This window comes from Nostoc sp. (assembly GCF_036916575.1).
Lineage (GTDB): Bacteria > Cyanobacteriota > Cyanobacteriia > Cyanobacteriales > Nostocaceae > Nostoc.
In genome coordinates this window covers 61,883-83,052 of record NZ_JBALGC010000014.1, presented here as the reverse complement: position 1 = coordinate 83,052, position 21,170 = coordinate 61,883, and the positions used below count along the sequence as shown (strand labels likewise).

Below are 21,170 nucleotides of genomic sequence, written 5' to 3'. Positions count from 1 at the left end.
CTCAATATGTTTAAACCTAGCATTTTTAGGCATTTTCTGTTGAAAACATTAAACATAAAACTAATGCTAAAGCATTGATTATGGCATTAGTTTTAGCTCTATTGTGAGGCATATATTTCTAATGAATGCACCGAATCAACAGTTGACAACATCTTCAAGTCAAACAATTGCTCCTCTATCATCTGGTCTAGATAATCAGACACAACTCAGCAATATTTCCCCTCGGGCTAGTGCCAGCGTGCTTTCTCAGGGAGATGGACTCAAAGCAGAGTACTACGACAACATCGACTTCACCAACCTGAAGGTAACTCGCACAGATCCGAGGGTGAACTTTGTCTGGGGCACTGGTTCTCCAGATCCGTCCATCGGTGCAGATACCTTCTCAGCGCGTTGGACAGGTCAAGTAGAAGCCAAGTACAGCGAGACTTACAAGTTTTACACCACTAGTGATGATGGTGTGCGACTATGGGTAAATGGTCAACAAATCATCAATGACTTTGTCGATCACTCGGCCACAGAAGACAGTGGCTCAATCGCACTGGTTGCAGGTCAAAAGTACGATATTAAACTCGAGTACTACGAGAATACCTACTCTGCCGTTTCTCAACTTTCTTGGTCAAGCTCCTCTCAGGCAAAGGAAATCATTCCTCAGTCTCAACTTTATAGTAATGTGACTTCTAATACTGATGTCACTCCACCCAGTGCTACAGCAAATGCTGCCAATCTAACCACAAGTAGTGGAAATTACACTTTCACTGTTGTCTACAACGACAATACAGCCATTAATGTTAATAGCTTAGATAGCAACGATCTACTTGTGACCGGAGCCAATGGGTACAGTCAAGTAGCAAAATTTGTTAGTGTAGACAACAACAGCAATGGTAGTCCACGGACTGCAACTTACAGCATCAATCCTGTGGGGGGAAGTTGGGATGCCGCCAGCAACGGCTCCTACACGATCGCGCTACGAGCTAACCAAGTCTGCGACACTAACGGCAATTTTGCTAGTGCTGGTACCATCGGCAATTTCCAGGTGAATATTGCATCTGGGAGTGGTAGCGGTATTGGTAACGGTACAGGACTGAATGCAGAATACTACGACAACATCGACTTCACCAACCTGAAGGTAACTCGCATAGATCCGAGGGTGAACTTTGTCTGGGGCACTGGTTCTCCAGATCCGTCCATCGGTGCAGATACCTTCTCAGCGCGTTGGACAGGTCAAGTAGAAGCCAAGTACAGCGAGACTTACAAGTTTTACACCACTAGTGATGATGGTGTGCGACTATGGGTAAATGGTCAACAAATCATCAATGACTTTGTCGATCACTCGGCCACAGAAGACAGTGGCTCAATCGCACTGGTTGCAGGTCAAAAGTACGATATTAAACTCGAGTACTACGAAAATGCCTACTCTGCCGTTTCTCAACTGTCTTGGTCAAGCACTTCTCAAGCAAAAGAAATCATTCCTCAGTCCCAACTTTATTCACCAGTCCTTCCAAATCCACCAGTCCTTCCAACCACTATTACCTTGGGACAAGGTAATACGACTGTCAACGAAGGTGATGGTAGTGTTACCTTGAGTGTGCTGCGAACTGGCGATCTAAGCGGTACATCTTCAATTCTGTATTCTACTCAAAGTGGTACTGCAAAAGCAGGAAATGACTACGGCAATGGTGCAGAAGAAATCCAGGGGCAACTCACCTTTGCACCAGGAGAAACTAGCAAACAGGTGAAAATTCCGATCATTGACGATAACGTAATAGAAGGAGATGAAACCTTTAGTTTCCTCATTGATCAGCCACAAGGGGCAACATTAGGAACCCAAAGAACTCTTGGAATTACGATTCAAGACAATGATAGTCAAAGTTTGAATTTTACTGAGCCACAAGTTAATGAAAATGCCGGTAATGCTATCGTGACAGTTACACGGGGTAAAGGTTCGGGGACTGCTAGTGTAAAGTATACAACCGTGGATGGAACTGCTAAAGCTGGCTCTGACTACCAAGCTGCATCTGGAACCTTGACCTTTGCACAAGGAGAAACCAGCAAGACAATTTCTATTTCTATTAAGGATGACAATATTCAGGAAGCGAATGAAGCATTTACTTTGAAGTTTAGTGACGCAGTTGGCGTGCAACTGCCTACTAATCCGGCAGCAACTATCACTATCATCGATAACGACTCGAATTTTAATCAAAAAACTGTGGTTTCTGGGTTGGTTCAACCCACAGAGTTTGACTGGTCAGCTGACCATAAACTCATGTTCATCGCTCAAAAAGATGGGCAAGTGAAGGTATTTAACACTGTTACCAATACCTTAGAAGCACAGCCATTTATCGATATTTCTTCACAAGTAAATGATGTGAACGATCGCGGTTTGTTAGGCATGGCCGTACATCCAGATTTTGGCAAAAGTCCGAACGGCAATAACTACGTTTACCTGTTATTTACCTACGATCCACCAGAAACAAATCCAAACAATGCCAACAACAATCCCAATAGCACCTTAGACAATCCCGATCAGGGAGGTAATCGTGCTGGACGGCTAATTCGGGTGACAGCCGATCCCAAGACCGATTACGAAACTGCGATCGCTGGCAGTGAAGTGATACTACTAGGCAAAAATGACACTTGGAACAACATCAGCCACCCGGATTTTGACAGCACAGTGGTTGATCAGACTGATGAAACAAAGAATTATGGCCCATCAGGTATTATAAATAAAACCACTGGCAAGCTGTTTGCCAATGTCCAGGATTATCTTAACGCGATTAAAAATAATAACATTACAAACATCCAGGATTTTATCGCCACTGATAGTTCAACTCACTCCGTTGGTAGCGTGCGCTTTGGTAACGATGGGACTCTGTTTGTAAGCCTTGGTGATGCTACTTCCTACAACCGAGCAGACCTCCGAGCACTTCGCGTCCAGGATCTCGATAATCTCTCTGGTAAGATCCTGCACATTGACGCCATTACTGGTCAAGGTTTATCAACTAATCCTTATTACAACGGTGACCCCAATAGTAATCGTTCTAAAGTCTATGACTTAGGTGTGCGTAACGCCTTCCGCATCACCGTAAATCAACAAACGAATATTCCTTTTATCGGTAATGTGGGCTGGTACTCTTGGGAAGAGGTGGTTACTGGTGGACCTGGCAAAAACTTTGGCTGGCCATTCTATGAAGGTGGATATGATGCAAATGGCAATCTCGTCAGCCTCAAACAATACGCTTATTCTCAGCTAGATGTAGCTAAAGACTTCTACAACAGTGGCACAGTCGTTACACCACCAATTTACGCCTATGATCATTCAAGCGGTTCTACTTCGATCGGTGTAGGTGATTTTTACACTGGCGGTGGTTTTAACAATGCTTTATTTATCTTCAATCCCAGTAAAGGAACTATCGATGCTTTAACATTGAACAGTCAGAACAAAGTTATCGCAACTACACAGTTTGCTTCTAATTTAGGGGTGCCTGTGGATGTTAGGGCTGGGGATGATGGCAAGCTATATTACGTAGACTTGGTATTAGGTGAAATTGATAGCTGGACACCTGTTTAAAGAGAAATACATCTGGGGACTAGAGAAGAGTTTTTCTAAACTAATCCCCATTCCAATCTAATTGATAATTCATAATTACGGACAGATTAACTTGATGTAATTATGAATTATCAAAGTCACCTTATATCACATAATTAGGAATTTTTAAGATAACTTTGTCAGAAATTCCAACAATTTTTTGGTATTTGATGTTAGGAGTGTTCGACGATAAACATCAGCTGCTTTTTTAATAGCTTCAGCTTGAGTGGGATAAGGATGAATTACACTGCTTAACTTACTCAAACCGATTTTATTCACCATTGCCGTAGTCACAAGTGATATCATCTCACCCGCGTGACTGGCGACAATAGTTGCACCGATAATTTCATCAGACCCCTTTTTATGGTGGATTTTGAGAAATCCTGACTCTTCACCATCTGCGATCGCTCGGTCTACACTATTAAAAGGTATCTTGATTGTCATCACTTCAATACCCAATTTCTGCACCTCATGTTCGGACAACCCTACATGGGCAATTTCTGGGTCAGTATAAGTTACCCAAGGCATCACCAGATTACTGAGTTTAGAGCGTCCGAAGCCAAAGGGAGAAAACAGCGTATTTTTAATCACAATCCGCGCCGCTGCATCAGCAGCATGGGTAAACTTCCAGTTCATACAGATATCGCCAGCTGCATAAATTTTGGGATTCGTCGTTTGGAGATAATCATTTACCTTCACACCTTGGCGCTTGTCATATTCTACACCCACTGCCTCTAAATTCAGACCTTCCACATTCGGCGATCGCCCCGCACCGACTAAAATTTCATCTACTGTCACCGAATCTCGATGACCATTGGAGGAAAAATAAAGCCGTTTCCCCTCGGTAACTGTTACCACTTCTTCTAACTTGGAATTCAGTACCACGCGAATTCCTTCGCTAATCAAAACCTTTTGGAGAATTTCAGCGGCGTCAGCGTCTTCTTTATTCAGAAGATGAGAACCGCTATGAAAAAGTACCACTTCAGAACCCAAGCGCCGGAAAGCTTGCGCTAATTCGCAACCAACGGGGCCGCCACCAATCACCGCTAAACGTTCTGGTCGTTGAATCAGGGAAAAAACCGTCTCATTAGTTAAATAACCTGCCTTTTCAATTCCCGGAATCGACAGTTGTGTAGCTCTAGCGCCAGTAGCAATTACAGCTTTTTTAAATCGGAGGGTTTTATCACCAACTTCCACGGTATTTTTACTCGCAAATCGACCGCTACCGAAAAAGACATCGACACCCAAGAATGAGAACCGCTCCGCCGAGTCGTTATGGCTGATACTAGCCCTTACTCGCCGCATCCTTGCCATAACTTTCGGAAAATCAATATCAATATTATGTTGGGGAATATTAACTCCCAAGTCTTTAGCATCCCAGATTTCGCCAACTACGCGAGCAGACCGAATAATAGTTTTAGATGGTACGCAACCAACATTTAAGCAATCCCCACCCATAAGATGCTTTTCAATTAACGCCACTTTTAAACCCAAATCCAGACCCGCCGCACCCGCCGCCACCACTAATCCCGCCGTACCAGCCCCAATTACTACCAAATCGTAAACATCGGCGGGTTGAGGATTAACCCAATTTGGCGGATGGACATGAGACACCAACTTTTGGTTATATTCATCCATTGGGCGAACTGTGACTATCTCGAATTCGGAATTGGTCATTGGTGGAACCTCATTTGAGAATTAAAAATGCTCAAGTCAACGCCTTTGCGGTATTCAAAATTAAGAATTCCGATAAGTTTAGGCGGCTCAATATTTTATTTTTTATGCTTGTTTAACAATGAATACAGCCTTTGAATTATTTTGTCCGTTTGAGAATTGACAGATACTATTAAAGCTTTCGTGTATAAACGTTTCAGCAATCGATAATTTATAGCAATTTGCAGTTGAATAGACCACAGCTAGCTGTGCTACCCTACACAGTGGATAAATTTTGTATATATTAATTATTCTGAGTTTGATCATCGGTTATTTCTTCGATTGCCACACTTTGAGCTAGCGCTTTCTGAGCAACTTTTGTGATATACACAGTCACAGCAACGGTAGCAATCAACCCAACCACTCGCATTACCCATTGCCAATGTAGGCGATAGGCCCTAAGACCCCAAGACTCTGAACCAAATGACTGAGGTCTGTAAAATTCCCTGAATGTTCAACTGTTTAGCAACAATTATTAGAGTGACAACCAGACAACTTAACAGTAGTAGTTTGAGCTTAAAATTCAATACACGCTTCTTCATTATTTATAAGTTTTACCTTTAGAAGCTGAAGTTTCCTGTTCGGAACCTGAAGTTTTGTGTTCAGAGCCTAAAGCTCCGTGTTCAGAACTTCAACATTGAAGCTCAACATTTCAAATTTAATGTCCCTAAGATATATTACTTACATGAAAAAGTAAACTTTCAAGACAAGCATCACAAAAATAGTTTACAATGAGAGAATAAAAATTTTATTTATTTTGTGCTATTGTTTATTCTCTCCACAGTGCCACTTGCTGTTTAACTTCTCTAATATCTAAATAATCACTAGTAAAAGCTTTCCGTAAAAGTTGATGAGGAATAAATTGATCATACTTTTGAATTTCCGGTGCTTCTGAAGTACTGACTAAATGTTCTGGGAGAATTCTTTGCTGACATAATGAAGCAATTTCATGATAAAGATATTTAAATTTATCCTTGCCTAATTTAATTGTTAAATAATAGGGATTTAATCCACCAATACTTATAATTTCCAACGATTCCCGACAATAAAAGTTGAGTAATCTTTCTAAAGTGCGATAAGCAACCGTACCCATCCAGGGAAAAATACAGCATTTACCTTTTTCCAATTGCAAGACATTTTGTTTATCTAATCCAACCTGCTGCACCAATTGGCGAACTTTACGTATACGCTGTAAAGCATTTTTTTGTAAGTAACTATACTCAACATTCTCAAATAAAACTTGCTGCATTCGTTGCAAAACTTTGGTATGAATAGTGCCACCACTACCACGCCAATAAATACTAGCTTTCCCCTCGGCTTGTTTAACAAAAATAGCCTTTTTTTTAAAGTCAACTTCTACGACTTCCCAAGTTTTCCCAGCTAAAGCAAATTGATTGCCAACAGCAGGCGGCGTGACGATACTGCCAATTTCCGTTGCACCTTGCTTAACAATATATTCTTGCTGTTCAGTAAAGACAGCATAAAACTGAAATTTTCTTACCACCTTTTCTCCTGTCAAACCCAGGATTAATTTACCTTGATCAGTATGCTGAATATGACCAATCTCAATTAAATAGCGGAGCAATAGTTGGAAATCCTCTTTTAAAATAGCAGCAAAGGGCGGCAGACTAAAAATTTGTTTAGCTAGGGCATTAGGTGAAATTTCCCCTGTTGCTGTTAAAATACTCATTGTCTGATGATAAAGCAAACTTAAAGGGTATTTAATAGGTCTGATTGGTTCAATCCATTGCTCCTCTAAATAAAGTTGAATGATAGCGATAGACTGCAAAAGTTGCCAGGGTATTTGTTCTGGTAGAGAAGCTTCTGGTAATGGTTTATCTTCGGTGCAGATAAAGCGCATATCGGCAGCTTCACCTCTTCTCCCACTACGTCCTAAGCGCTGTAAAAAACTAGCTACAGATAAGGGAGATTCTAACTGAATAACTCGTTCTAAATGACCGATATCTATGCCTAATTCTAAAGTCAGAGTGGCGGCGGTAACAGCTGGATTGTTAGGTTCACGCATTGCATTCTCAGCTGCTTGCCGCAAGCTAGCAGATATACTCCCATGATGCACATGATATATATCTGGTAGTTTTTGTTCTGTGGCAATTTGTCGCAAAGATGCGATTACAGATTCGGTACGTGTTCGATTATTAGCAAATATCAAGCATTTGCGAGATTTGCTGAGGTTGAAAATATATTGTTCATAAGCTGTCGCCTTTGATTCATCTAATTCATCAGTAATATAAAAATGTTCTACAGCTAGTTTTATTTGGCGTTTTATGGCCTCAATTTGCGGTGTAATCACTGGCTTCTCTGTTCCAGAACGCAACCACTCTTCAGCTGTTGAATAATCACCAAGAGTCGCCGATAAACCAATACGGCGCGGTTGTTTTTGCGTCAACTTTGCTAAACGTTGTAATTGGCAAATAATTTGACAACCGCGTTCTGAACCCATAAAAACGTGAATTTCATCAATAATCACAAATCTTAAATCACCAAATAAGTTAAATAGCTCGTTATTTTTGTTGATTAACAGACTTTCTAGAGATTCTGGTGTAATTTGTAAAATGCCTTGAGGATTCTTTAAAAGCTTGTTTTTTCGACTTTGAGATACATCACCGTGCCAGTGCCAAACTGGAATATCTGCTTCTTTGAGTAAGTCGTTGAGGCGCTCAAATTGATCATTAATTAAAGCTTTGATTGGACTAATATATAATGCCCCAATAGTGGCAGCTGGGTTAGCATGTAATAGAGTCAAAACTGGCAGAAAGGCTGCTTCTGTTTTACCCGCAGCAGTTGCAGCAGTAACTAGCAAGTGAGCATTAGTATCAAATATAACTTGACAAGCGGCAATTTGAACTGGTCGTAATTCAGTCCACTGGTGATGATAAATATATTCTTGGATGAAGGGTGCAAGTCGGCTAAAGGCATCACTCATTTTTTTATGAATAATTAGTAACAGGTAATGAATTTACTACTAGATTATTACTGATTATTTATTACACCAATAAAGTTTAAATAATATCATACTAAGCAATGCGAGCATTAAAGAATCACCACATAGCTGTAAGAAGTGATGGGCAATTAAAATGAATCTCTTAATTAAGTAGTATTTGGGAAAATTTTGCCGATTTTCCTCCTATTGACTCAAGACAGATTAACATCCATAAATCAAACTGAAGTAATAGGGACAAGTATATAATCAGGCAAAACCAATGAAAAAGTATAAAGAACTCTTACGTGTCATGCTTGCTATATCCATCATTGTGGTTGGAGTGACACACTTTGTTATTCCAGAACCATATGTCAAAATTATGCCACCGCAACTTCCTTACCCTTTAGGGTTAGTTTATCTTAGTGGCTTTTATGAAATTTTAGGTGGTATTGGGTTATTAGTCCCGCCTGTAAGTCAAGCTGCTGCTTGGGGACTTATTGCTCTTTTTATTGCCGTTTTCCCTGCCAATATCAACATGGCAGTTAATCATATTCATCTAGAACACATACCAGATTCACCTTGGGTACAGGTAGTCAGGCTTCCCTTTCAAGCCGTTTTAATTGCTTGGGCTTGGTGGTACACGAAACCTTCAGATAGAGAAAAACAAGCTTCTATCATTCCCAAGTCACTCATTCCCAAAGAACTAGAATTAGAATAAGTGCGTTTTTTATATCTGAATCATGCGCGTTGCAACTTTGTTTGGGATAACACTCTCGTTAGCAATAGGCATTGGGGAAGTTGCTGCTCCGGTAACTCAAGCTGTGCAGCTTAGAGATGGTACAGTTTACTTTGTCCAACCCCCGAAACTTGTTGGCGCGACAACTACTTACAAAGATGTGAATGTTTGGGGCGCAACTTACTATTTCACTATTAATGTGCCGGATAATGCTGGAGAATCTCTCCAAAAGGTAACGATCGCCCAGAGGGAGGGATCAGAAAATATCCGCTACGATCTTAATGATACCCGCGCATTTGTTGGAAAAAGCGATCGCAAAGAAACGCGACTTAGACTAGGCGCAGTCACCAGGGAACGCAAGACACGAACAGTTACTGTGAACTTTGATCCGCCTGTGACTCCAGGACAGACAGTCACAATCGCCCTCCGCCCTGTGAAGAATCCCAGCTTTTCTGGTGTCTATTTACTAGGTGTGACAGCGTTCCCAGTGGGTGAAAATTCCCACGGACAATTTCTCGGCTTTGGACGGTTTCAGTTTTACAGCAATGGTAGAAGCTGGTGGTTTCCATAGGGTGCATTCCGTCAATCCGATGAACAACGCAAGTTTGTAGAATCACGACAGCTTAATCTGATTGAGAACCTATCCGGCAAGTGAGCGTTCGCTTGCAGAATTTTGGGATAACTCTATATGGAAAAAGTAGAATTAGTGAGCGTATAAGGAAAGTATTTTTATGAGCATCCCACTTGTAGACCAGCCCACAGAAGAAAAACTGGTAACTCTCAAGAATGTTTCTTGGGAGCAATTTAAAGGTATCGAAACACAACTTCAAGAAAATCGCAATGTCAGACTATCTTATTTGTCAGGAATTCTAGAAATTATGTCCCCCATTGGAGATAAGCATGAAAAAGTGAAAAGTACTGTTGGCTTGCTGTTAGAAGCTTACATGAAAGAGTTGGGCATCCGGTTTTACAGACGTGGTGGTTTCACTTTGGAAGAACCTGGCTATGCTTCTGGCACACCAGATGAATCTTATAGTATTGGCACAGAAAAAGAAGTTCCTGACATTGTTATTGAAATTATCGTCACCAGTGGAACCATTAACAGGAAGGAGTTATACAAGCCCAAAAAAGTGCCGGAAGTTTGGTTTTGGAAATCTAATGAAATAAAAATATTCCGTCTTAGCGAGAGTGGCGAGTATGAAGAAGTAAACCGGAGTGGGTTTTTTCCAAATTTAGACCCCACTTTACTGCTGCGTTATATCGCAATGGCTGACCAGTACGATGCTATTATTGAATTTGAGCAGGTGATCCGAAATTAATAAATATTTATCCCTAGATTATTTGCAAATTTAAAGTAAACCCTGGTAAAACATCTTCTCCTGATAATTGTTGTGGTGATTCTAAGAGGATGTTTGAAAAGTCGTAAAGTATACTATAAACCCCACTTCCATTCCTCTCCCCGAAAGGTCGAGAGGCTTTGAAACCTCCCCATTCTCTACAAGGGAATGGGGTAGGAGGGTTAGGTTTCTGAGGCTTTGATGTTAATAAAAATACTTTTCAAACATCCTTTAAGCGTCAATTTCGATTCCTTCCAAAAATCGCACTTGGGCGGGGGTAATTTGGCGTACTTCTTGCATTCCTGGCAGAAAGCGCCGCCGCCATATTTCGGCATCAAGATAATTTATCCCCAGGCTTGACGCCGCTTTTTTATCCTCTTTACGGTCTCCAATCATCCAGCAATCATATTCTGGATCTACTTTACATGATTCTAGAAAATACTCGACATTAATTCGGGAATATTTTTCAATCGCTGCTCTAAGCATTCCATCCCCAGGCTTCCTGAAATTAATTTCTCTTAAGTTACCTACTAAATTATATCCCTCTTCAGAATCTAGAGAATATTTAATAATTTTTTCTCTAGACACCATTACACATTTTCTACCCTCAAAATCCGGACAGAAGAATATTTCTTGAAGTTTAGGGAATAATTGTAAAGTAAATTGCATTTCTACAATTGTAGCTTCTAATATTTTGTAGCCGGCTGCAATTGCCGCTTGATTAGATATTCCTATAATCTGCCAATCCCGAGCAGCAAAATGTTCTATCGCTTTATCCGCGCCAAGCATCGGTTTTTGTCCTTGGGGCCATTCAATATACTTGCTCGTTTTTCCACAGCGAATTGTTCCGTTCAAGTCAAGTAATAAAATTTTCATTCTGTTTACTTTCCTATCATCTATATACACGATTGTAGTTACCGCGTATATACATAGTATGATGATTTAGTAACTACTAATTACAATCATCATGAATAATATCTCCATGCAAATACTCGTTTAGTGAATGGGTTTGATGACATGATTCGCACAGCACTACAACAGCCTGGGACTGTGGCTGGTGCGTTTAACTTGCGGATTGATGCATCACTTTTAAGTTTACGATGGGTGGAGTGGGAAGTAAATGCGCGATCGCATTTCTGGCAAATGCCCTATGGCGACCAAGCAATTTTTTTTACAAAAGCAGTATTTCAGCAAATTGGCGGTTTTCCCGAATTGCCCATCATGGAAGACTTTGAACTCATGCGTCGTTTAAAATGCACCGGACGCATTGTAATTATCCCCACACCAGTTGTTACCTCAGCCCGTAAATGGCTGCAAAAAGGAGTATTCAAAACTACGTTACTTAATCAAATAGTAATTATTGCTTATTTACTCGGCGTTTCACCTGAGCGAATTTGTCGCTGGTATCGCTGAGAAAAATTTAGGAGGGTTTAAGCTGTTTCCGTATAAGGGCGCACAAATGTGCGTCTCTACTTTATGATTTAATTCCTGAAAATTGCAACAATTTCTAAAAATCATCCGGTTTTATATTTAATTTAACCTACCTACTTATGGTTTAATTACCTGAAAATTGCTACAATTCCTGAAAATCATAAGTAGGTAATCCAGTAACATCAGTTTGGAGAGCAAACAAATCACCAGAGTAGAAACTTTTTTCAATCTCTGCTTGGCTGAGTCCAACTGAAGCAGTGGTAATGTAAAGTGTTTGCAAATCCTCGCCCCCAAAAGTGCAGCTAGTTGGCAATTGTACAGGTAGCTTTATCCGCAATATCTCTTCACCCTTAGCGTTGAAACGAATCACACACCATCCATCCCACATAGCTGACCAAATATGTCCTTCACTGTCTATTGTCAACCCATCTGGGTAGAAGGATTCATTAGTTAAATCAACAAAAATACGGCGATTACTAATATTTCCTGTTACTGAATTAAAGTCGTAAGCATATATTTTTTGGTGGGGGGAATCTGTCAAGTAAAATGTCTTTTCGTCAGGACTCCACCCCAGACCATTAGAGAGAGTTAATCCCGTTTCCATCACATGCAATGAACCATCATTGTCATAACGATAGAGGCTAGCATGAGGTTTTTCCAAAGAACACATTGAGCCAAACCAAAAGCGACCTTGAGAGTCGCATTGGCCATCATTAAAGCGATTATTTAGCAAATCCGCTTCAATCTCCAAAATTGGGGTAACTACACCTGTCTGGGTGTTGAGGAATGCCAGGTGATGACGCAGCGCCATAATTAATCTATCTGCACCTGCTGTTGCGATCGCACCGACAACATCTCCTACATCAAAAAAGCTGTTTTTCCCGGTGGTAGGATGAAACTGATGCACCCGATGGTTATAAACATCGACCCAGTACAGTAAGTTTTGGGTAGAGTTCCAGATGGGCCCTTCACCTAAGCGAGCACGGGCTTCTAGAACATTGTGGAGTGGATATTGCAACTTGTTCATTTTATCACCTAATAACACCATTTATAGAAAATAATTTCAGTGGCATTGACGCAATGTATTAAAAAACGTTTGCCGAATAATAGACAACAGGAAAAAGTTTTCTTTCCTATTCAAGGAAAAACTAAAGACGTGATGAATTGCATCTTTCTAAAGTAAAAGAAAAGATTCTATCTTTTGACTAAGGCTGAGATTCCTGACTTATTTAAAAAGTCAGGAATCTTGTTGTTAAACAGCTTGTAAAATCTCCTCATCTACAGAGAAATCTACTTCGGCTTTGTCTTTTGCATTAGCTAAATAATCATTTTCCAGAGAGTCATTCAGTCCAGAAATTAAATCATATTCGGGTTGCCAATTTAATTCTGTTTGCGCTTTATTCACCGAAGCAAAGAAATGCTGCACCCGCATTGGAAATGCTTTGCGCTTGCCGAAATCAAACTTTTTCGGGTCGTAATGGACGATTTTTACAGCATCGGGTGATTTACCAGCAGCTACAGCGCTAGCACGGGCTAAACCATCAAAAGTGACAAAGCGATCGCCAGAGATATTATAAATTTGCCCTATTGCTTGTTGATTGCCCAAAACCTGAGTCAAAGCTTTTGCCAAATCTTTTACATGACCTAGCTGCGTGATATGCAACCCATTTCCAGGGATGGGAATCGGGCGATCGCGCACAATTCTATCAAAAAACCAGCTCTCCAACTCATTATAATTACTAGGGCCGTATATATAAGTAGGACGAATAGAGGTAAAAGGCAATCCCAATTGAGTCAGATAAGCTTCTGTTTCATGTTTACCCTTGTGGCGACTTTTGGGATCTACTGGATCACCTTCTACATGGGGCAATTGGTCAGATTTGAGATATACCCCCGCAGAACTCATATACACAAAATGTTGCACTCGGTCTTGAAAAATTTCTGCTAGTGGTTGAGTATCAGTCAGTTCCCGCCCGTTATTGTCAAAAATCACATCAAAATTTTCTTGTGATAATTTTGCTTTTAATTGGGTAGCATCCGTGCGATCGCCTATAATTTGTCCTACTCCCTGTAAAGAAGGTGCTGGCCGATTCCCACGATTGAACAGCACGACTTCATATCCTTGTTCTACTAGTAGTTGAGTCAAATAGACACCAATGAACCGAGTACCACCCATAATTAGAATTCGCATAAATTCCTTCTTTCTATATCAGTTGTCATCAAAGGATTGGAACTGGGGACTGGGGATTGGGGACTAGGCACTAAAAAGACAAGGAGGACAAGGAGAATAACCCATGCCCAATACTTCTCTACGAGAGGCTGCGCCAACGACTACGCTCAGTACAAGTGCCCCATGCTTAATGCCCCATACTTCGGCTTACCTCGGCTTTCCTCGGCACAAGTCGCTCAGTACAAGTGCCCAATGCCTCATGCCCAATCCCCAATCCCCAATCCCCAATCTGAGATTATCAGGTTGCAGCATCCATCTGGAACCTCTCAAAGAAAGATTGCGTCTTCTGTGCTAATCTGGAGCGCTTCCCATTAATTAATCACAAGGGGAAACTTTTCAGTTAACCTGATCAAGTTGGCCTTTGTATTTTCCATTTATTCAAGTTAGCTGTGCCCTTGAAATATGCTCTAGTTCATGAGTGGCTGACACCCAAAGCCACCGGTGGTTCAGAACTCGTTGTCCGAGAAATTTTGAATCACATTGATGCTGATTTGTATGCTCTGATCGATTTTGAATCCAGCAATAGAGAAAGTTATTTATACAAGCGTCAGATTGGCAAGACCTTTCTCCAGCACTTTCCCTATGCCCGCAACGGTGTACAAAAATACTTGCCTTTGTGGCCTTTGGCAATTGAACAACTTGATTTGCGGCATTATGAGGTAATTCTGTCTTCATCTCACGCTGTTGCTAAAGGAATCCTTACCACTCCCGAACAGATGCATATTTGCTACTGCCACAGCCCTATGCGCTATGCCTGGGACTTGACCTTTGATTATCTGCGCCACAGCAAACTGGGTAGTGGTTTGCCTGGCTGGGTGACGCGATATTTATTACATCGTTTGCGCCAGTGGGATGTATTGAGTGCCAATCGCGTTGATTACTTCATTGCCAACTCGCAGCACACAGCTCGACGGATTTGGCGTTGCTATCGACGAGAAGCAACAGTCATTTACCCACCCGTAAATATTGCGGAATTTCCATTTCTGTCTGAGAAAGAGGACTTTTACCTGACAGTTTCCCGGTTAGTGAGTTACAAGCAAGTATCGTTGATTGTCAATGCTTTTAATCAACTAAAACGACCATTAGTAGTTATTGGTACAGGAGATGAAATGAAAAAGATTCGCCAGATGGCAAACTCCAATATCCAAATACTGGGATGGCAACCTGATAATGTGGTAAAAAAATATATGTCTAGGGCTAAGGCGTTTGTATATGCAGCTTGTGAAGATTTTGGTATTGCCCTAGTGGAGGCACAAGCCTGTGGCACGCCAGTGATTGCCTACGGTGCAGGGGGTGCTCTAGAAACAGTGCGAGATATCCGCTATTGTGTGGATACAGGGACAGGTATATTTTTCAGGACGCAAACAGAGGCAGCTTTAGTGGAGGCAGTAGAAAAGTTTGAAGTCTATGAGGGTTCGTTCAGTTCCGAGTATATGCGATCGCACGCCGCGCAGTTTTCACCGCAAATCTTTGCAGATCGTTATCTAGATTTTGTAAACAAGTGCAACGAAAAAAGACCGTTTTTGGAATGATGGTCTTGGTTAATCTCTTATTTTTTTAGGCTTTTGGCAATTTCCCCCCAGAAGCACCTCATTTTGGCTTTAATATTGGGACTATGTGTGGTGTGGATTATTAAGGAGTATGATGACTGCCCAGAGCTCACTCCTCTCCGGCAAGCGAGGCGTACGGCAAGACACTAGAGCGTCTGTGCGTACTTTCTTAAAACGCGGTCAAAAAACAAAGACGCCAAAAGTTAAACCCAAAGGTTTATCTTTTCAGGGTTTAAACGGAGAGTTTGCCAAACGACTGTTCGATATAGTGTTTTCGCTGTCGGTGTTAATTTTATTCTTCCCCGTCTACTTAATTTTGGCCTTGCTGATTGCTTTCAGTTCAGAAGGTCCAATTTTTTATGTCCAGGAACGGGTGGGGAAAAATTACAAAGCGTTTAATTGTATTAAATTCCGAACAATGGTGAGTAACGCGGACGAAATCCTCATGCAAATGATGGAAACATCGCCCCAGTTGCGACAAGAATTTGAGAGCAGTTTTAAGCTGAAACAAGACCCCCGGATTACCAAAATTGGTCGATTTTTGCGAATTACTAGCTTAGACGAATTTCCCCAGTTCTGGAACGTTTTAAAAGGGGACATGAGTGTAGTCGGTCCCCGACCTTTAGTGGCAGAAGAACTGCCAAAATACGGTTGTTATATTGATGAGATTTTAACAATCCGTCCGGGAATTACTGGATTATGGCAGGTGTCTGGGCGTAATGATATTCCCTACCCTCGGCGAGTCCAAATAGACCTGCATTATGTCAAATTTAGAAATTTATGGCTTGATTTATGGATCATCTTGAAAACTGTTGATGTAGTCATTCTGCCCAAAAATAACGGGGCATACTGAGTAACTACTTAGGGTCGATTCTGTGGGGCAGTTAATGCCCCTAAGTATTAATTTTTTCTGTAAAACTGACTGTTCATCTTTCTTATAGTTATCTATATTTGTGCCTTTATACTTAGCTCAGACCTCTTGAAGTGGGGATTTTTAGTTTGTTTTGCTCAGATTCGGATTTTTCAAGAAGTCCAATCTAAAAATACCTACAGCAGATTGCAACTTCTCTACCTTGGGCTATACCAAGGTGGGGTACAGATAATCGTAGGGAACATGGCTGTGCCCTTACCCATGTACTTCATTTACCTGAAGTACGCTGTATTTTATTCAGTCTTCACAAAACTAGAGATATATGAAGTTTTGACAAAAAACAACGTACACAATACATAATATTTAGAAAATCTTGAGCTATCTGGTAAAAGAAAAATATACATAATTAAACAATCTTGATCTATCTAAGGTTGAGCTTAGATGTTAAATTCCTTTTTCTTAAGTATATTTATTGATAGAAAAAGTCTCATGATCACAATAACTCGTAGGTTTCCCATTAGGCAATTCAGCAATTACCTGCTAGGTTGTATCAGATTGGCTGTAACTTTTTAATCAAAGACAATAAGGGATAATTGAGCATGACGCAACAGAAGCGAGCGTTGATTACTGGTATTACCGGTCAAGATGGTTCATATCTGAGTGAGTTTTTGCTGGAACAAGGTTATGAAGTTCATGGCGTTATTCGCCGGACTTCTACCTTCAACACAGACCGCATCGATCACATTTACGAAGACCCCCACAAAGAAGGAGTGCGGTTGTTTCTTCACTACGGTGACTTGACAGATGGTACGACGTTGCGGCGCATTTTAGAAGAAGTCAAGCCAGTAGAGATTTACAACCTCGGCGCTCAATCCCATGTCAGAGTCAGCTTTGATTCACCAGAATACACGGTGGATGCTGTAGGAATGGGGACGTTGCGTCTGTTGGAAGCAATTCGGGACTACCAACAGCGTACCGGAATTCAGGTGCGATTTTACCAAGCGGGTTCTTCAGAAATGTACGGTTTAGTACAAGCAATACCTCAAACTGAGACAACGCCGTTTTATCCCCGCAGTCCCTATGCCTGTGCGAAAGTTTACGCCCACTGGCAAACTGTAAATTATCGCGAGTCTTATGGTTTGTTTGCTTGTAATGGCATACTTTTTAACCACGAGTCACCAAGGCGGGGTGAAACCTTTGTAACCCGCAAAATTACTAGAGCAGTAGCTGGTATCGTTGCTGGTAAGCAGAAAAAAATTTACATGGGTAATCTAGATGCCAAGCGAGATTGGGGCTATGCGAAGGATTATGTCAAAGCAATGTGGTTGATGTTGCAGCAAGACCAGCCAGAGGATTACGTAATTTCTACTGGTGAAACCCACTCGGTGCGGGAGTTTTTAGAACTGGCATTTAGTTATGTGAATCTCAATTGGCAAGATTATGTAGAGTTTGACGAGCGTTACCTTCGTCCATCTGAGGTAGAGTTATTGATTGGCGATTCTACCAAAGCACGGCAGAAGTTGGGCTGGACACCATCAGTAACCTTTCAAGAACTAGTTTCCTTAATGGTAGAAGCGGACTTACAAGCATTGGGTCACACTTCACCCAATGGAAATGCTTCGCAATTTCCATTGGATATTGCGACTATTCGTCAACAACTGGGCGCTTTGCACTTCTGATTTGCACCACAGAGGATAAAAATATGACCGCCTTAAAACTAAAAAATCAACGCATTCTCGTCACTGGTGGGTCGGGGTTTCTAGGTCGTCAGGTGATAGATCAACTGTGTAAAGCAGGGGCTGATCGTCAGAAGATTACAATAGTGCGATCGCGCGATTGCGATTTGCGTGTCTGGGAAAATAGCCAACGTGCAGTTGACCAACAAGACATAATTATTCACTTAGCAGCTCATGTCGGTGGTATCGGTCTGAACCGCGAAAAACCCGCAGAGTTGTTTTACGATAACTTGATCATGGGAACCCAGCTAATTCATGCTGCCTATCAAGCTGGAGTAGAAAAATTCGTTTGTGTTGGGACAATTTGCGCCTATCCTAAATTCACTCCAGTGCCATTCAAAGAAGACGATCTTTGGAATGGCTACCCAGAGGAAACCAACGCCCCTTACGGAATTGCAAAAAAAGCACTTTTAGTTCAATTGCAATCTTACCGTCAGCAGTACGGTTTTAATGGGATTTACCTACTGCCAGTAAATTTATATGGCCCAGAAGATAACTTTGACCCCGGAAGTTCCCACGTCATTCCAGCGCTAGTTCGCAAAGTTCATGAAGCCCAAATTAAAGCAGAAAAGCAACTTGCAGTTTGGGGTGATGGCAGTCCCACCCGTGAGTTTCTGTATTCAGAAGATGCGGCGCGGGGAATTGTTATGGGGACTCAATTCTATAACGAATCGGAACCAGTTAATTTGGGAACCGGTTATGAAATCTCTATCCTTGATTTAGTAACTCTAATCTGCAAATTGATGGAGTTTAAGGGTGAAATTGTCTGGCAAACTGACAAGCCTAATGGTCAACCCCGCCGCTGTTTAGATACTGAACGAGCAAAGCAAGCCTTTAATTTCACGGCTCAGGTGAGCTTTGAAGAAGGGCTAAAGAATACCATTGAGTGGTATCGTCAACACGCTGCATAACAACAATGTTCTAGTGAATGTAGAGTGATACAAGCTGGGCGATGCCCAGCTTATTTTTTTGACTATATTTTATGGACAAAGTTAATCATCAACTAAATAAAGTAGAACTGCGCCGCACTCTACTCAAAACACGTCAATCAATGTCCGTTGGAGAATGGAGAGAAAAAAGCGATCGCATTTGTTCTCATTTACAAAACTCTACTTTGTTTACCCAAGCAAAAACAATACTCGCTTATTTCAGCTTTCGCCAAGAACCTGATCTCAGTCCACTATTTGCAAACAGCAAATACCGTTGGGGATTTCCTCGCTGCATTAATAAATCCCTATGTTGGCATATTTGGCAGCCTAACGATTCTGTCAAAAGTGGCGCTTATGGCATTACTGAACCCCACCCCGACGCTCCAATCTTAGATGCGGCTGAAGTTGATTTGATTCTCGTCCCCAGTGTAGCTTGCGACTATCAAGGATATCGCCTGGGTTATGGCGGCGGATATTACGATCGCTTACTCAGTTTACCGCAGTGGCAGACAAAGCCGACTATCGGAATTGTCTTTGATCTTGCCTATTTGTCCCAAATACCTATTGAAATTTGGGATAAACCATTACAAGCTGTTTCTACGGAAACCGGATTGACTAAAAAAGGCTGAAGGATTCAGCATGATGAAGAAATATCATTTTGCTGATTATTGTGCTTACTGTCGCACTGCTTTGCCTCACCTATACTAGATAACTATTTTCACGTATGGACAATTCATGAATTGCCCCTACAGCGTTTACTTTTGTGTAAATCTTAACCCTATACAACGTACTTGCTATTTTCTTCCCGTAACCGAGCATCTTGATCATTATAAAAGAACGAGAGGAGAACAAAACGCCGTCCACTTGTGACAGGAGTAGCTTCATGCAGTAGAGAGCAAGAAAAGATCACCGCTTCTCCCACATTGGGACTATAAAGCTGGAGTCCATACTCTGGAAATCGTAGTTCTCCGCCTTGGTAAGCTCCAGTATTGAGATTTAGCGACATAGCAAATCGTCGGTGCGCCGTACCTTTGGTAGTATTATCACGATGACGATTAAAGAAGCCTTTATCAGTTGCTTCGTAACAGGATATCAGATGGCGTTCAAAGCGAGTGATGCTAAATTGGAACACCTTCTCAATTTCTGGTTTAACCCGTCGTATGATCATTTCATTGATTTGCTTTAATAGTTGAGGATCAGAAATTAAATAGTCTCGGCGTTTTTTAAATTCATAGTCATAGACTGCGATTGTTTTGCCATCGATTTCTCGCATGAAGCCAGAATCCTGACCACCATCTGCTTCGTACAAATGAATTAAATGTTGACAAAAGCTTTGACTCAGCACATTTGGTATAAATGAAACAGGTGCTTGTCTGGCTGCTGGAATATTTTGTGAGATTGCAGGTAAGCTATTGATAAACTCAAATACTTGTTCCAAAGGTTGAGTAGTAGCTAAAATTGGCAAAACTTTTAGAACTCGTAAATTTTCATCCAAAACAAAAATTGTTGGTCTGTATTGTAGTTCGTTCCCTGCCTGATTACTTGGTTGAAAAATACCGTATTGTAAACTGACTTTCCGTTCAAAATCCCAAAGGAATTTGAAATAAGTTCGATTCTGTATTAACTCTGCTAGGAAAGTGTCATCTGGGTCTATACTCACACCAAAAAATGGCACTTGATAAGCAGCCAACTGCTGCTGTCGATTACATAACTCATCAATAATTTTCCGAATATAGTTGTTTTTGCAACTTCCGAAAAAAAACAAAATGCTACGATATCCGCCAACCGAATTAAAGTGAAAGGCTGGATTTGAAGTTGAGGGAAGAATGAACCAGGGAATCGGGTCACCAACAGTAAGAGGTAGCATAAGATATCAGATTATATTTATGCGATCATTGAGTCTGGTAGACAGGAGCGAGGATTTCAAGTATTATCTAAGCGCTGGATTGTTGATTGTACATTCGGGTGGTGAAATCAATATCGTCGCTTGAGGAAGGATTACGAACTTTTACCAGAGATGAGCGTGTCTATGATTTACACAGTGATGATTCGTTTAATGTTGAAACAACTGGCAAAAAACTAGAGCTAGATAGACATTAAATATTTTTCC

General features: G+C 41.2%; 17 protein-coding genes and 1 pseudogene. 11 read left to right on the top strand and 7 right to left on the bottom strand.

What is annotated here, in order from left to right:
* The first annotated feature begins 121 nt into the window (after positions 1-121).
* Positions 122-3,568, top strand: coding sequence for a PA14 domain-containing protein (locus tag V7L29_RS04835; RefSeq protein WP_334734702.1), 3,447 nt, complete (start codon positions 122-124; stop codon positions 3,566-3,568).
* Positions 3,569-3,712: 144 nt separating this feature from the next.
* Here the strand turns inward: V7L29_RS04835 and V7L29_RS04830 are convergent, their stop codons facing one another.
* The 3 genes from V7L29_RS04830 to V7L29_RS04820 form a co-directional block, all read right to left on the bottom strand.
* Entirely contained in the window at positions 3,713-5,263 is a 1,551-nt protein-coding gene (locus tag V7L29_RS04830; RefSeq protein ID WP_334690887.1) for a mercuric reductase, read from the bottom strand.
* 280 nt (positions 5,264-5,543) lie between these two features.
* On the bottom strand, positions 5,544-5,669 hold the full coding sequence (locus tag V7L29_RS04825; protein ID WP_334734701.1) for a hypothetical protein: 126 nt from the start codon (positions 5,667-5,669) through the stop codon (positions 5,544-5,546).
* Positions 5,670-6,068: 399 nt separating this feature from the next.
* Complete coding sequence (locus V7L29_RS04820; protein ID WP_334734700.1) at positions 6,069-8,243, bottom strand: DEAD/DEAH box helicase; 2,175 nt, start codon at positions 8,241-8,243, stop codon at positions 6,069-6,071.
* Between the two features lie 277 nt (positions 8,244-8,520).
* Here V7L29_RS04820 and V7L29_RS04815 point away from each other — a divergent pair, with 277 nt between their 5' ends.
* The 3 genes from V7L29_RS04815 to V7L29_RS04805 all read left to right on the top strand — a co-directional run bounded on the left by V7L29_RS04815 (position 8,521) and on the right by V7L29_RS04805 (position 10,295).
* Complete coding sequence (locus V7L29_RS04815) at positions 8,521-8,958, top strand: DoxX family protein (protein ID WP_334690884.1); 438 nt, start codon at positions 8,521-8,523, stop codon at positions 8,956-8,958.
* Between the two features lie 22 nt (positions 8,959-8,980).
* Positions 8,981-9,547 carry a DUF2808 domain-containing protein gene (locus tag V7L29_RS04810; RefSeq protein ID WP_334734699.1) on the top strand — a complete coding sequence of 189 codons (567 nt, stop codon included), beginning with the start codon at positions 8,981-8,983 and terminating at the stop codon, positions 9,545-9,547.
* Positions 9,548-9,707: 160 nt separating this feature from the next.
* The gene (locus V7L29_RS04805; protein ID WP_334734698.1) at positions 9,708-10,295 is read left to right on the top strand and encodes a Uma2 family endonuclease; all 588 of its coding nucleotides are present in this window, start codon (positions 9,708-9,710) and stop codon (positions 10,293-10,295) included.
* A gap of 249 nt (positions 10,296-10,544) precedes the next feature.
* Here V7L29_RS04805 and V7L29_RS04800 read toward each other — a convergent pair whose 3' ends face one another.
* A complete protein-coding gene (locus tag V7L29_RS04800) occupies positions 10,545-11,189 on the bottom strand; it encodes an HAD hydrolase-like protein (protein ID WP_334734697.1) in 645 nt (214 codons plus the stop codon).
* A 99-nt stretch (positions 11,190-11,288) separates the two neighbouring features.
* Here V7L29_RS04800 and V7L29_RS04795 point away from each other — a divergent pair.
* Positions 11,289-11,726 (top strand): annotated as a pseudogene (locus tag V7L29_RS04795) (TIGR04283 family arsenosugar biosynthesis glycosyltransferase); the annotation flags it as partial.
* Positions 11,727-11,886: 160 nt separating this feature from the next.
* Here the strand turns inward: V7L29_RS04795 and V7L29_RS04790 are convergent.
* Positions 11,887-12,771 (bottom strand): SMP-30/gluconolactonase/LRE family protein, encoded by an 885-nt coding sequence (locus V7L29_RS04790; RefSeq protein ID WP_334690536.1) that lies wholly within the window; start codon positions 12,769-12,771, stop codon positions 11,887-11,889.
* A 225-nt stretch (positions 12,772-12,996) separates the two neighbouring features.
* Positions 12,997-13,935, bottom strand: coding sequence for an NAD-dependent epimerase/dehydratase family protein (locus V7L29_RS04785; RefSeq protein ID WP_334690535.1), 939 nt, complete (start codon positions 13,933-13,935; stop codon positions 12,997-12,999).
* A 103-nt stretch (positions 13,936-14,038) separates the two neighbouring features.
* On the opposite strand from V7L29_RS04785, the gene V7L29_RS04780 reads away from it, so the two are divergent.
* The 6 genes from V7L29_RS04780 (at position 14,039) to V7L29_RS04755 (ending at position 19,689) form a co-directional block, all read left to right on the top strand.
* Positions 14,039-14,269 carry a hypothetical protein gene (locus tag V7L29_RS04780; protein ID WP_334734696.1) on the top strand — a complete coding sequence of 77 codons (231 nt, stop codon included), beginning with the start codon at positions 14,039-14,041 and terminating at the stop codon, positions 14,267-14,269.
* Positions 14,270-14,363: 94 nt separating this feature from the next.
* Positions 14,364-15,506: a glycosyltransferase gene (locus tag V7L29_RS04775; protein ID WP_334690533.1), complete on the top strand. Its 1,143-nt coding sequence runs from the start codon at positions 14,364-14,366 to the stop codon at positions 15,504-15,506.
* 112 nt (positions 15,507-15,618) lie between these two features.
* On the top strand, positions 15,619-16,377 hold the full coding sequence (locus V7L29_RS04770; RefSeq protein ID WP_334690540.1) for a sugar transferase: 759 nt from the start codon (positions 15,619-15,621) through the stop codon (positions 16,375-16,377).
* A 617-nt stretch (positions 16,378-16,994) separates the two neighbouring features.
* Positions 16,995-18,074 (top strand): GDP-mannose 4,6-dehydratase, encoded by a 1,080-nt coding sequence (gene gmd / locus V7L29_RS04765; RefSeq protein ID WP_334734695.1) that lies wholly within the window; start codon positions 16,995-16,997, stop codon positions 18,072-18,074.
* A 23-nt stretch (positions 18,075-18,097) separates the two neighbouring features.
* On the top strand, positions 18,098-19,042 hold the full coding sequence (locus V7L29_RS04760) for a GDP-L-fucose synthase family protein (protein WP_334734694.1): 945 nt from the start codon (positions 18,098-18,100) through the stop codon (positions 19,040-19,042).
* A 71-nt stretch (positions 19,043-19,113) separates the two neighbouring features.
* Positions 19,114-19,689, top strand: a complete 576-nt coding sequence (locus V7L29_RS04755; protein WP_334734693.1) for a 5-formyltetrahydrofolate cyclo-ligase — start codon at positions 19,114-19,116, stop codon at positions 19,687-19,689.
* A 149-nt stretch (positions 19,690-19,838) separates the two neighbouring features.
* On the opposite strand, the gene V7L29_RS04750 is transcribed toward V7L29_RS04755, so the two are convergent.
* Positions 19,839-20,927: a 2OG-Fe(II) oxygenase gene (locus V7L29_RS04750; protein WP_334734692.1), complete on the bottom strand. Its 1,089-nt coding sequence runs from the start codon at positions 20,925-20,927 to the stop codon at positions 19,839-19,841.
* Positions 20,928-21,170 lie beyond the last annotated feature (243 nt).

Bases quoted from the DNA above. Each gene is read 5' to 3' on its own strand.
- V7L29_RS04835 (WP_334734702.1), top strand. From the start codon at position 122: ATGAATGCACCGAATCAACAGTTGACAACATCTTCAAGTCAAACAATT.
- V7L29_RS04830 (WP_334690887.1), bottom strand. From the start codon at position 5,263: ATGACCAATTCCGAATTCGAGATAGTCACAGTTCGCCCAATGGATGAA.
- V7L29_RS04825 (WP_334734701.1), bottom strand. From the start codon at position 5,669: ATGCGAGTGGTTGGGTTGATTGCTACCGTTGCTGTGACTGTGTATATC.
- V7L29_RS04820 (WP_334734700.1), bottom strand. From the start codon at position 8,243: ATGAGTGATGCCTTTAGCCGACTTGCACCCTTCATCCAAGAATATATT.
- V7L29_RS04815 (WP_334690884.1), top strand. From the start codon at position 8,521: ATGAAAAAGTATAAAGAACTCTTACGTGTCATGCTTGCTATATCCATC.
- V7L29_RS04810 (WP_334734699.1), top strand. From the start codon at position 8,981: ATGCGCGTTGCAACTTTGTTTGGGATAACACTCTCGTTAGCAATAGGC.
- V7L29_RS04805 (WP_334734698.1), top strand. From the start codon at position 9,708: ATGAGCATCCCACTTGTAGACCAGCCCACAGAAGAAAAACTGGTAACT.
- V7L29_RS04800 (WP_334734697.1), bottom strand. From the start codon at position 11,189: ATGAAAATTTTATTACTTGACTTGAACGGAACAATTCGCTGTGGAAAA.
- V7L29_RS04790 (WP_334690536.1), bottom strand. From the start codon at position 12,771: ATGAACAAGTTGCAATATCCACTCCACAATGTTCTAGAAGCCCGTGCT.
- V7L29_RS04785 (WP_334690535.1), bottom strand. From the start codon at position 13,935: ATGCGAATTCTAATTATGGGTGGTACTCGGTTCATTGGTGTCTATTTG.
- V7L29_RS04780 (WP_334734696.1), top strand. From the start codon at position 14,039: ATGCCCAATACTTCTCTACGAGAGGCTGCGCCAACGACTACGCTCAGT.
- V7L29_RS04770 (WP_334690540.1), top strand. From the start codon at position 15,619: ATGACTGCCCAGAGCTCACTCCTCTCCGGCAAGCGAGGCGTACGGCAA.
- gmd (WP_334734695.1), top strand. From the start codon at position 16,995: ATGACGCAACAGAAGCGAGCGTTGATTACTGGTATTACCGGTCAAGAT.
- V7L29_RS04760 (WP_334734694.1), top strand. From the start codon at position 18,098: ATGACCGCCTTAAAACTAAAAAATCAACGCATTCTCGTCACTGGTGGG.
- V7L29_RS04755 (WP_334734693.1), top strand. From the start codon at position 19,114: ATGGACAAAGTTAATCATCAACTAAATAAAGTAGAACTGCGCCGCACT.
- V7L29_RS04750 (WP_334734692.1), bottom strand. From the start codon at position 20,927: ATGCTACCTCTTACTGTTGGTGACCCGATTCCCTGGTTCATTCTTCCC.